The 12,003-nt window shown below is 64.3% G+C and carries 10 protein-coding genes; 7 read left to right on the top strand and 3 right to left on the bottom strand.

Annotation, left to right across the window (positions count from 1 at the left end):
• Positions 1–109 precede the first annotated feature (109 nt).
• Positions 110–907, top strand: a complete 798-nt coding sequence (locus tag WC739_RS01520; RefSeq protein ID WP_372951239.1) for a glycosyltransferase family A protein — start codon at positions 110–112, stop codon at positions 905–907.
• On the opposite strand, the gene WC739_RS01515 is transcribed toward WC739_RS01520, so the two are convergent.
• Complete coding sequence (locus WC739_RS01515) at positions 858–1,967, bottom strand: glycosyltransferase (protein WP_372951238.1); 1,110 nt, start codon at positions 1,965–1,967, stop codon at positions 858–860. The two genes, WC739_RS01520 and WC739_RS01515, sit on opposite strands and share 50 nt — an antisense overlap.
• Positions 1,968–2,142: 175 nt before the next feature.
• Between WC739_RS01515 and WC739_RS01510 the strand changes: the two genes are divergently transcribed.
• The 3 genes from WC739_RS01510 to WC739_RS01500 all read left to right on the top strand — a co-directional run bounded on the left by WC739_RS01510 (position 2,143) and on the right by WC739_RS01500 (position 6,216).
• Positions 2,143–3,657 carry an O-antigen ligase family protein gene (locus tag WC739_RS01510; RefSeq protein ID WP_372951237.1) on the top strand — a complete coding sequence of 505 codons (1,515 nt, stop codon included), beginning with the start codon at positions 2,143–2,145 and terminating at the stop codon, positions 3,655–3,657.
• Positions 3,658–3,767: 110 nt separating this feature from the next.
• Entirely contained in the window at positions 3,768–4,976 is a 1,209-nt protein-coding gene (locus WC739_RS01505) for a GNAT family N-acetyltransferase (protein ID WP_372951236.1), read from the top strand.
• 1 nt (position 4,977) lies between these two features.
• Entirely contained in the window at positions 4,978–6,216 is a 1,239-nt protein-coding gene (locus WC739_RS01500; protein ID WP_372951235.1) for a glycosyltransferase family 4 protein, read from the top strand.
• Here the strand turns inward: WC739_RS01500 and WC739_RS01495 are convergent.
• The gene (locus tag WC739_RS01495) at positions 6,194–7,108 is read right to left on the bottom strand and encodes a glycosyltransferase (protein ID WP_372951234.1); all 915 of its coding nucleotides are present in this window, start codon (positions 7,106–7,108) and stop codon (positions 6,194–6,196) included. The two genes, WC739_RS01500 and WC739_RS01495, sit on opposite strands and share 23 nt — an antisense overlap.
• 443 nt (positions 7,109–7,551) lie before the next feature.
• On the opposite strand from WC739_RS01495, the gene WC739_RS01490 reads away from it, so the two are divergent.
• The 3 genes from WC739_RS01490 to wecC all read left to right on the top strand — a co-directional run bounded on the left by WC739_RS01490 (position 7,552) and on the right by wecC (position 10,834).
• Entirely contained in the window at positions 7,552–8,649 is a 1,098-nt protein-coding gene (locus tag WC739_RS01490) for a hypothetical protein (RefSeq protein WP_372951233.1), read from the top strand.
• Positions 8,646–9,449 carry a WecB/TagA/CpsF family glycosyltransferase gene (locus WC739_RS01485; protein WP_372951232.1) on the top strand — a complete coding sequence of 268 codons (804 nt, stop codon included), beginning with the start codon at positions 8,646–8,648 and terminating at the stop codon, positions 9,447–9,449. The genes WC739_RS01490 and WC739_RS01485 overlap by 4 nt, the downstream gene beginning before the upstream one ends.
• Before the next feature lie 128 nt (positions 9,450–9,577).
• Complete coding sequence (gene wecC / locus WC739_RS01480; RefSeq protein WP_372951231.1) at positions 9,578–10,834, top strand: UDP-N-acetyl-D-mannosamine dehydrogenase; 1,257 nt, start codon at positions 9,578–9,580, stop codon at positions 10,832–10,834.
• Here wecC and wecB read toward each other — a convergent pair.
• Positions 10,790–11,992, bottom strand: a complete 1,203-nt coding sequence (wecB, locus tag WC739_RS01475; RefSeq protein WP_372951230.1) for a non-hydrolyzing UDP-N-acetylglucosamine 2-epimerase — start codon at positions 11,990–11,992, stop codon at positions 10,790–10,792. The genes wecC and wecB overlap by 45 nt on opposite strands.
• Positions 11,993–12,003: the final 11 nt, after the last annotated feature.

Genomic DNA, 12,003 nt, shown 5'->3' with positions numbered 1-12,003 from the left:
ATATGTATTACCTGTTCTTTCGACTCTGGCGTTGTCGTCCGACATCACGATCTCATAGATTCGGTACGCCGCCAGGGCACTGTGGCAAGACGCAAGCTCGGAGTGGCTGGTGGACCCCGCGCGATATTCCGTCCTGATCCGTACGTTCAATTCGCACGCGACACTGCCGGCGACGATCGCGTCGCTGACAGCGCAGAGCTGGCCGCCTGGCGGCTATCTGTTCGTGGATTCGGGATCGACCGACGGCACGCTGGACGTCGTGCCGCCAGGATCGACAATCCATCATTATATCGGCCGGGCATTCAGCTATGCGGCTTCCCTGAACCAGGGCATTGCCTATCTCGAAACCGAGTTTGCCCTGATCATCAGTTCGCACACCGTCCTGGAAAACACCGAAGCGATCGCTTACGCGCTGAACCTGCTCACGGAGGATGAAGCGGTCGGCGCGGCTTATTTCTGCTTGGAGGACGAGGGCTGCCTCTCCCACCTGCTTATCGACCGCAAGAACTTCACCGGCTTCAACGGAGTGTGGAACACATGCGCCGTGGTCCGGACGGCATTGCTGAAGAAGCGCGCTTTCCGGCCGGAAGTGTTCTCGGCGGAGGACCAGGAATGGTCGGCGTGGCTCTTCGACGTCGAAGGCAAATCCGTGGCGCGCATTTCCGGCGGCGGCATGGGGTACATGAACCCACGCAAGCACCCGCTGCGGAAGCGTTTGAACGAGAACATCGCCGTCGCGCTGTACGTCAAGCCGGAAATGCTCGGCTTCGCCTATCTCGCACGTGTCGGCTATCGGGTCATCAGGCCTGTTTCGGGACTGAAGGAACGCGTTTTCAACGCGCGCCTGCTCTTCAGCCTCATTTCGTACCGGTTCTTCGAGCCGCGGCTGACGTCTCGCTACTACTAGCGCCCAGCAACTCAGAATAGAGCGCCACGACCTCGGCGCGCTCTCGCTCGACGCGATATTCGGCCCGAATGAAGCGCGATGCCTCCATCCCGCGGTCGCGACACCAATTGCCATCGACACGGTCATTGGCGATGGCGTCCTCGACGGCCCTGACGAACCCGATGATGTCGCCGTTGTCGACCGCCGTGCTGAATTGGGGGAGAAAGAACTCTCGGCCCCCGAAGCCGTGATTGCCGATGACGTAATTGCCGCACGCCATGGCCTCGGCCGCGGGGAGACCGAACCCCTCCTGGTGCGTGAAGGCGAGGAAGATGCGCGTCGTGCGCAGCCGTTCGGCCACCTCCGTGTGGTGGAGGCCATCCAGCGCGATTATCGTCCAGTCATCGAGGATGCCGCGCTGCCGCAACATCTCGATGACTTGCCGCGCATCTTCGCCGCCCCTGCGCGGCATGTAGCCGATTTGACGTGCACGCGCGTGCGCCCCGGGATGAAACAGCTCGCCGTCGATGCCAAGGTGGACGCGCCGCACTTGCCCGGAACCAAACGCCAGCTGCAGCATCTCCTGATTGTGCCGCGAAACACTCACAACACCGGCAAGCCCGGAACCAGCCGCGTAATGCCGCGAGGCGCTTAGCCCGGCGCGTTTCCAGGTGAGGTGGCTGTTCTGGTTGAAGATGACGTATCTCGTCGACTGCGGCACCCGCTCAAGCAGGTCGACATCCACTTCCGAAACGACCAGCAGGTCGCCCTGCCTGATCCGGGCCTGGCGGCAGTTGGTGATCCGCGTCTCGTGCTCGAACCAGTCACATCGAAAGCCTTGTCGCCGGTGAAGGACATAGGCGTCCATGCCTGCAGCGTTGAGGATGTCGACATGACGGTAGATCACGCGGATGCCTCCCGAAGGCGCCGGATGATCAGGAGTGAGGAAGTAAATGGTCGGCCGCTCGCTGTGTTCTTCGGCGACCGGAATGGCCATCCGCCCACGGCTGTAGCGATCGCCGAGCCCGGCCAGGCTTCGGTAAAGCGTCCGTGCCATGCCCTCCGCCGCCATCGAGATCATCCTAGCGTCAGTCTCCGCTTGTCCCGTCGCTTCGAGTGGTCGAACGATATCCGTATTTTCGCCGGGCCGACAACGCCGCCGCCATACACCAAAGTGATTAGTCGCCCGGCTGTCTCGATTGCGGTAGCCCTGAGACCGGAACGTGCAAATCTCCGGACGGGATCGGGCGGCGGGCATGCGGGTGAACAATGCACGAGCGATGAGGATCGACGGGTTCGCCCTGAAAAGCAGCGCGGCGGCTGCTGCCGCCATCGGGGCGAACAGGAGACCGGCGCGTGCTCGGGGCCGTTCGGGCAGCGAAGAGGTCAAAACGGAAAGCTCCGGGGCCAAGCGGCTTCGGCTGCCGGTGACCCTCTTCCTCGTCTCGCTGCTCATTCCGTGGATCATTACCGTCGGGCCGATGCGGATGTCGGCCTATCGCTTCGTCCTGCTCATCTGGCTGTTTCCGTGCCTGGCCATGTGGCTGAGCGGAAAGGCCGGAAGGATACGGCTGTCGGACATCTCGCTGCTGCTGTACTGCTCGTGGTGCTTCCTCGCCATCTCGATGATCCATGGCTTTGGTTACGCGGTGCAGCCATCGGGCATGATTTTTATCGAGACGATGGGCGCCTACCTGTTCGCCCGCTGCTACATCCGCGACGCGGAAGACTTCCACGCGATGGTGCTCCTGGTCTTCAAGCTGGTGGCGTTCATGCTGCCCTTCGCCGTGGTGGAAGCGGTGACCGGGCGTAATTGGCTGCTGCTCGCCTTCTCGTCGATCAACCCTACCTTTCCCGACAATTACCTGGAGCCGCGCTGGGGCCTGCGCCGTGTCCAGAGTGTGTTCGAACACCCCATTCTGTTCGGCGTCGTCTGCGCCAGTGCGCTGGCGCCTGTCCATCTGGTGCTCGGATACGGGGCGACATTCGCGGAACGCTGGCCGCGAACCATCGTGATCGCCGCGACCGCCATGCTGTCGCTGTCGGCGGGACCGATGACCGCGCTCAGCTGCCAAGCCATGCTGCTTGGCTGGAACTGGCTGCTGCGAAGCGTGCCCAGCCGTTGGGGCATACTGTGCGGCCTTATCACCCTGCAGGCGTTGACGATCGAGTTGCTCTCCAACCGGGCGGTCCCCGTCGTCTTCATGTCGTACTTCTCGTTCGACGAGTCTTCGGCCTATATGCGCGTCCTGATCTGGCGCTACGGTTCTGCCTCGGTCCTCAACCATCCCCTCTTCGGCATTGGATTCAACCCGTGGAACCGGCCTGACTGGATGACCACCAGCATCGACATGTACTGGATCGTCGATTCGATACGGCACGGCCTGCCGGCGGGCCTCCTGCTGCTGGTCACGTTCTTCTCCATCTATCTGCCAGTGGCGTTCAGATCGGGGCTGGGCGAAAAAAGCTCGGTCTACAAGACGGCTTACCTCATCACGATGACTGGCTTTTTCCTGGTTGGCTGGACCGTCTATTTCTGGAACGCGACCTATGTCGTCTTCATCTTCCTGCTCGGCAGTGGCGTCTGGCTGCTTGATGTCGAGCGCGAGACCGGCAGGTCCGGCCGTGTGACGGCAAAGGCGTCTGAGCCCGCGCGAGACGACGTGAAGACGGTGCCGGAGGATGATCTTGTGGGCATCGCGCGGCGCGCCGGCCGCCGAACCGCACGCAAGGGGAAAGATTTGGATACGTCCAATTACCGAACGCCCTAAATCTTTTAGCCTCCCGTCAGTGGATGGCCCGCACCGGCGTGCTCGGATAGCCTTCCCTCCATTCGCAACAGCGGACGTGTTCCCTGCGGTGCGATCGAGGGGTTCCATCCATGACTGCGATTTCGTTGTCCCGCCCATTTGTCGACGACGTCGCCGCCGCCAGCAATGTGACGGTGACGGTCGCCAGAACCCTCGACCAGGTCGAGGCCCTGCGTGCGGCATGGACCAGTTTGCCGATCACCGACATCGATTCGGACATCGACTACTTCATGACCGTGGTGCGACACGCGACGCAGGTCGTCAGCCCTTATGTGGTGCACATTCGCCGCGACGACGGGGCCGATCTGATGGCGGTAGCCCGGCTCGAAAACCTGCCGGTGCCGTTTCGTTTCGGCTACCATGTTTTCGGGAGCGCCACCCTGCGCGCGATCGTGGTGACATTCGGTGGCGTCCTCGGCGCGAAATCGCCGAATGACGAGGCCCTCGTTTTGAAGTGCCTGATGTCGGCGCTGGACAGCGGCGAAGCAAGCCTGTTGCTCATGCGCAACGTCGATGCCCGGAGCACGCTGCACGCTGCAACGGTCGCCGCCGTCGGATGGGCTCGACGCACGCACGCGCAGCCATCGTCCCCACGCTGGATTTCATCAATACCCGACTCGCTTGAACGCTTCCTCGAAACCCGGTCGGCCAAGACCCGCCAGACCTTGCGTCGCCAAGATCGGCAGTTGGCGGCAAAGTACGGAGACAGGTTGCGGCTGCATCTATGGGATCGCCCCGAGGATATCAGCGACATCTGCCGCAACATCGAAAACGTCGCCGCCAAGACCTATCAGCGGGGACTAGGCGTCGGCTTCACAGGCGATCCGATGCAGGTGGCGCTGATCGAAATGGGCCTGAAGCAGGGATGGCATCGCACGTGGATGCTGTTCCTTGACGAGCGCCCCATCGCGTTCTGGAACGGTTTTGCCTATGCCGGAACATTCGCCATCGGCACACCGGGCTTCGATCCCGAATATACAGGCGACTCGGTAGGCCGGTTCACGATGATGCGCATGGTGGAGGATCTGTGCGCCGATCCCGAGATCACCCAGCTCGACTTCGGCCATGGCGATGCCGAGTACAAATCGGCCTTCGGCCGGCAAGCGATGATCGAAACGGACGAACTGCTGGCCGCGCGTCGCCCTTGGCCGATGCTGGTGGTGTTCGCGGTCTCGGCGTTGTCGTTCGCCAACGGCCAGGCCCGGCGCTTCGTCGAGAATTCGAAATGGGGCCGCCGGCTGAAAGCCGCCTGGCGGCAGCGGCTGGCCAAGGCCGACTGACATGCTGAAAATTCTGCTCATCGCGCCGACCTGCAATGGCGAAGATGTCGGCGAGGCGTGGGTGGCCCATCAATGGGCTCGCCGGCTAGGAGAGCGGCACCAGGTCACCCTTCTCACCTACCACAAGAGAGGCGCGCGTCCCGCCGCGGAACAATTGAGGGGATTGCGCGTAGTCGAATGGAAGGAGCCGCCATTGCTTGGCCGCGCCGAGCGACTGAACAGCATGCTCAAGCCGGGCTACATTCCATTCTATGTTCATGCCCGACGCTGGATACGCAAGGCGTTGGCGGAGGGTGAACGCTTCGATATCGCGCATCAGCCGGCGCCGGTTGCCATGCGCTACCCATCGCCTGTGGCGGGCCTGGGTATTCCCTTCGTGATCGGTCCCGTCGGCGGCGGACTGGCCACGCCGGCGGGTCTTCACGCCGATGAAGGACGCCAGCCCTGGTTCATGGCGTTGCGCGGATTGGACCGCTATCGCCGGATGTGGGATCCGATGCTGCGCCAGACCTACCTTGGCGCCGCCTGCGTGCTCGGCATCGCGGATTATGTCAGGGAGCAGCTTGCCGAGATCCCGCTGCGCCGTTTCGAGGTCATGAGCGAGACAGGATTGGACGCGGTCCCCTCACCCATCGACCGCTCCGGCAGGTTGGCGCCGCTCCGCCTGCTCTACGTTGGACGGCTTGTCCGCACGAAGGGTGCGCGCGACATCCTGCGCGCCTTGGCGCTGCTGCCTGAACTGGCCGTGACGCTCGACATTGTCGGCGAAGGTCCGGATCGAGCTGAGTGCGAGGCATTGATCGCGGCCCATGGCCTTGCTGACCGGGCGATCCTGCATGGTTGGCGCTCGAAGGCCGAGGTCGCCGAATTCTACCGACGCGCCGATGTCTTCGTCTTCCCGAGCTACCGGGAACCCGGCGGAAACGTCGCGCTGGAGGCAATGGGCTTCTCGCTGCCGCTCATCGTGGTCGACCGGGGCGGGCCCGGCAGCGCCACGTCGGCGGCTTGCGCGATCAAGCTTTCCATCAGCACGCCCGAGGCGCTGGCCTCTGACCTGGCCACGGCCATTCGCAGGCTTGCCGGCGATCCACGCCTTCGCCAGGAGATGGGCGCCGCCGCGCACGACCATGTCACCAAGACCGCCCTATGGTCGGCGAAGCTGGACCGCATGGACGCGATCTACGGGCAAATCGTGAGGGAAACCGCCGAATCCGGGGTCAAGGTCCACGAAGCGGCGTGAATGCGGCGCGCAACGCAGCCCGGTGTCCGGGCCCAAGCGGAGCCCTCATCATTTCGCCGACGATGATGCTCAGCCGGAACAGGGCGGTGGAAACGAAGCCGTGATGCCTGCGAAAATAGCGGATCCTGTTGGTCGTCATCAGGGCCGAAAGATAGGGATTGTCGTGATACTCCCCGCCGATATGCACGGCGCGGGCGCCGGGGACATAAGTTACTTTCAGGCCGCCGCGGCGAACGCGCTCGAGATAGTCGGTCTCTTCGCTGTAGAGGAAAAAGGATTCGTCCCACTCTCCCACTGAAAGGCGCGCGCGGGCCGATATCGCAAGGATCGCGCCCGTCGCCCACTCGGCCGTACCGCCGCGGGCGTAGAGCTGCGGATCGTCGACGATCTCCCCCGCCCCCAGCCTGGCTGCCAGACTCGTTCCAAGCAGGGCATCCGACCAGGCGGTCTTCATCGAAGGCTCGCGGCGCAGCGAGCGGGCTACGTCGCCGGACTCGGCAATGATCTGCGGCACGGCGACGCCGACCGACGGGTCGGCGAGCCTTAGGCTCAGGGCGCGCGCGGCGCCGGGCTGAAGCCGTATATCGGGATTGAGGATCAGCAGATTCGACCGCGGCCCAACGCATCTCGCTGCCGCATTGATGGCGGCGGCGTATCCCGCATTGCGGCCCATGCTGATGACTTTTGGCTTGACGGGATGCGCCAGCGCGAGGTCCACGGACTGATCGTGCGAGTCGTTGTCGACCACGAAGACTTCGACGGTGTCGATGCCGGCGCACCCGTCCGGCAGTGAATCCAGCAGGCCCGGCAGCACGCCGGCGCTGTTGTAGGTGACGATGATCAGCGCCAGCGGCGCGCAGACGCCCAATGCCATCAGGTCCGGAGAATTCATGCCGTCTGATCCCCAATGTCCTCGGTGCAGGGAAGGCTCCGAAATTCCCCCGCCCGACCAAGTGGCGAAAGACTGTCTTTCGTTTGCGGGTTAGTCCTATCGGCGTAGCCCGCACCCATGCCGGAAGCCTCACTACCGGTCGGGTAAGCCTTTCAGGTCAATGGAATATCGCCGGGGATTCCCCGTATCGTTTGGGCTGGCCGGATGCACATCCAGTCGTTCGAAACGGCCGCTTGCGGTCTTCCCGTGTCCACGGGTCTTGTCCGGGTGCGGTTAGCAGGAGAGAGCTTTTGACAGCTGGCGCCTATTCACGGGCCGAACGCCCACACCATACGTATCACCAGATACCGCTCAACCGACTGGACGCGCTTGGCGCCGTTTCGCCGGCGGCGCGAGCGCGTACGGAGCAGTTCATCGGGCTGGCCAAGAAGGGCCTGCCGCAAATGTACAGGAACGGCGTGTTTGTCCACACCGTTCGCGGTGCAAGGACGCCGCAGGGCATCATCATCCGGCCGGAAGGCAACAGCCTACGCTATGCGATCAACGTCGCCATGGGGCTTTCTTTGATCGGCCTGGATGAACAGCGGGCAATCCTCGGCGGCGCAACGGCCGCCGATCTTGTGCGGATCACCGCGACCCGCGCGGAGTTTTCCGATGATCCGGGGGCCGTCGCGCTGGCGGCCTGGACAGCCGCCGAATCCGCGGGCATCTACACAGCCTCGCTCTTCAACAAAATGACCGCGTTGCTGGCCTCGGGTCAGTCCGTCGCCACCGTGGATTGTTCCTGGATGCTGCTAGCTGGGCTGGCGGCGCGGCGGCTGGGCGACACGGCGGAATTTATCGCCATGGCGCGCCGCAAGCTGATCGAGGGGCAAGGTGAATCGGGCCTGTTTCCTCACAGATTGCCGGCGTCTTCGAACGGACGACTGCGGGCCCATATCGGCTGCTTCGCCGACCAGGTCTATTCGACCCAGGGGCTGGCGCGCCTCTCCGTCGCGCAGGACGACCCCGCCGCGCTGGCGGCCGCCGAAGCCTGCGCCGCGCGCATTTGCGCGCTGCAGGGCCCGGCCGGGCAATGGTGGTGGCACTACGACGTCCGCAATGGCAGCGTCGTCGAAGGCTATCCGGTCTACAGCGTTCACCAGCACGCCATGGCACCCATGGCCCTGCTCGACCTCCGGGAGGCCGGCGGCACGGACCACATGGACGCGCTTGTCAGCGGTCTGAGCTGGCTCGACCTTCATCCCGAGGTGACGACGCCCCTCGTCTGCGACGAGCACGGCGTCATCTGGCGCAAGGTCGCCCGCCGTGAATCCATGAAGGCGGTCCGTGCGATCTCGGCGGTCACAACAGCCCTGAAACCGGGAATGCGGCTGCCTGGCCTGGACATGGTCTTTCCAACCAGCGAGGTGGATTTCGAGTGTCGGCCCTACGAGTTGGGCTGGTTGCTCTACGCCTGGCTCTCGGGGGGCACAGTCGAGCGTCACCGCGGCCCGCTTCCGGCGGGCGGAGTCACGCCAGCGCGAGGAGTGTCAGCATGAGTGCGAGCCGGCAATTGCTCTTCGGCGTCTACCTCGACGCCATGACGATGGAGGACGTCGTCGCCCGCTGCCGCGCGGCACTTGCGAGCCGCAGCCGAATCCTGCTGGGCGTGCTCAACGCCGCCAAGGTCGTCAAGATGCGCAAGGACCCCTTGCTGCGCAACTCATTGATGGAGTGTGACCTGCTGCTGGCCGACGGACAGTCGGTGGTTTGGGCGAGCCGGTTGCTTCGGCGGCCCCTGCCGGAGCGGATCGCCGGGATCGATGTGTTCGACCGCCTTCTGGCGCTCGCCCATCGCGAGGGCCGCTCCATCTACCTGCTCGGTGCCCACGCCACAGTGCTCAAGAGGCTTGAAGAGCGTCTGCGGCGGCGGTTTCCAGGACTGCGCATCGCCGGCAGCCATCACGGCTATTTCGAGACGTCCGAAAGCGCCCGGATCGCCGCGGAAATCCGTCAATCCGGGGCCGACATGCTGTTTCTCGGCATCACGTCGCCAAAAAAGGAAATATTCCTCGGCACATTTGGCCGATCCCTCGACGTGCCCATCCTGCACGGGGTGGGCGGTTCCTTCGACATCATGGCCGGCCTTACAAAACGGGCCCCACCGCGCTGGCAGCAATGGGGAATGGAATGGGCCTACAGGCTGTTGCAGGAGCCGCGCCGCCTGTTGTGGCGCTACGCGGCCACCAACACCGCCTTCATCCTGCTGACGGCGCGCGAGCTCATTGCGCCGGCGCGCGCCTTCGAGCCGCCCAGGGGGCTCCACACCGGCAGTCCGCTCGGGAGCGTCCGGCGCTAGAGACAAGCGGGCGGCGGCGCGGAAACTCCGACGCCGCCGGCACCGCTGTTCAATCGTATCACTGGAGTACCGGGCCGGCGGGAGGTCCCACCACTCCGGCACATCGGCAAAATGGGGCTTGGGCATTCATGAACGGACCATTCAGCGGTAAACTCGCCATACTCGGCATGGGCTATATAGGCCTGCCGACCGCGGTCGCCCTGGCGACGCGCGGGGTCGAGGTCATCGGTGTCGACATCAACCGCGACGTGGTCGCCGCGATATCGCGCGGCGAAGTGCCGTTCGTCGAACCGGACCTCGCAATCAGCGTCAGCGGCGCGGTGGCGATGGGGCGGCTGACGGCGACGACCGAGACACCGGAGGCCGATGCCTACATCATCGCCGTTCCAACGCCTTTCAACGACGATCGCACCGCCGATCTTTCGTTCGTGCAGGCCGCGGCCGAGCAGATCGCACCGAAGTTGCGGTCCGGCAACATCGTGGTGCTTGAATCGACCTCGCCGCCGGGCACCACGGAGAAGGTCGCGCAATGGATCGGCGCGATCAGGTCGGACCTGCGGATGCCGCGCGACGTGGAACCAAACCCGGACATATTCGTCGCGCACTGCCCGGAACGGGTGCTGCCCGGCCGTATCATGATCGAGATGATCACCAATGACCGCGTCGTCGGCGGACTGACTCCGCGCTGCGCCGAGCACGCGGCTTCGATCTATCGTGTCTTCGCGCAGGGCGAGATTCTGCTGACGGACGCGGCTAGCGCTGAAATGGCGAAGCTCGTGGAAAACGCCTATCGCGACGTGAACATCGCTTTCGCCAATGAGCTGTCGCTCATCTGCGAGTCGCTTCATATCGATGTCTGGGAAGTGATCCGGCTGGCCAACCGCCATCCGCGCGTGAACATCCTCAGCCCCGGTCCCGGCGTCGGCGGACACTGCATTCCGGTGGACCCGTGGTTCATCGTCTCGGCCGCGCCGCTGCTGTCGCCCCTTATCCGCACGGCGCGCGAAGTGAATGACCGCAGGCCCCATCATGTCGCGGAGCAGGTGGTGTCCAAGGCCCAGCGTTTCCGGTCGCCGACGATCGTGTGCCTGGGGCTGACGTTCAAGGCAAATGTGGACGACATCCGGGAAAGCCCCGCCATCGAAGTCGTCGGGTTGATCGCCAAGGCCCTGCCCGACGTCGATGTCCTGGTCTGCGATCCCTATGTCGACCGCGTGCCGCCTCTGCTGTCAGGCTACGCCAATATCCGGCTGGCCAATGCGCATGAGGCCGTCGAGGGCGCCGACATCGTGGTGCTGCTCGTCGAGCACGAGCCGTACAAATCGATGCGCCACACTCGCCTAGGCGGCAAAGTCTCTTATGACACGCGCGGCGTCTGGCGCTGAAATCTTGGCGCGGCCGGCCTGGCCGCCATCGAACTCCGCCGCCAGCTTGCCGACCCCGAAGAAGTGCTCGATGGCTTTCACCGAGCGCCAGGCCGCACGGCCATCGCCATAGGGATTTACCGCACAGGCCATGGCGTCATACGCCACTTGATCCGAGAGCAGGGTCGTCACCTCCTTGACGATCCTGTCCTCGTCCGTTCCCACCAGCCTGACGGTGCCGGCGGCCACCGCTTCGGGCCGCTCCGTCGTGTCGCGAAGAACCAGGACCGGCTTGCCGAAGGTCGGCGCCTCCTCCTGCACGCCACCGCTGTCGGTCAGCACGATCGTGCAGTCATGCATCGAACGGACAAAATCGCTGTAGTCGAGCGGCGCGGTGACAAGGACATTGTCATGGCCGGCGAGCGGCGGCAGCAGAACGTCGCGTACGGCCGGATTGAGGTGCGCCGGCAGCAGGAACACGATGTGCGGGAATGCCTGGGCGAGACGGGCGATGGCGCGCCCCGTGCGGGCCATCGGCTCGCCCCAGGATTCGCGACGATGCGCGGTGATCAGCACGCTCGGCCGGCCGCGGATCTTTCCGATGTCGGGATTGTTTGGCGCAATGTCGCGGGCGACAACCTCAAGCAAGGCGTCGATGACGGAGTTCCCGGTAACGGCGATCGACTGTTCGGAAACGCCGTCGAGGAGCAGGTTTGCCTTCGACCCGGCCGTTGGTGCCAGATGGATGGAGGCCAGCTTCGTCGTCAATCTCCGGTTGGCCTCCTCCGGGAACGGATTGTAGGGGTCGCCGGTCCTCAATCCCGCCTCCAGATGAACCACGGGGATCTTGCGGTAGAAGGCGGCGAGCGCCGCGGCAAAACAGGTCGTCGTATCCCCTTGGACGAGCACCGCGTCCGGCTCCTCCAGGCCGATGACGTTGCAAACGCCGGCGAGGACCCGGGTGGTGATATCCTCGAGGCGCTGGCGCTCGGTTATGATGTCGAGATCGTGCGATGGCTTTATTCCAAACAGGGAATTGACCTGGTCGAGCATGGCGCGGTGCTGTCCGGTGACCGCGACCACGGGGCGCAGGTGGGCCGATCGGCCGATTTCGGCAACGAGCGGCGCCATCTTGATGGCTTCGGGCCGGGTGCCGTACACAACCAGTATCTTGCGCATGTCGATATCCC

It is taken from the genome of Mesorhizobium sp. (assembly GCF_041661565.1).
Classification (GTDB): Bacteria; Pseudomonadota; Alphaproteobacteria; order Rhizobiales; family Rhizobiaceae; genus Mesorhizobium.
This window is presented reverse-complemented; position numbering and strand designations above follow the sequence as displayed.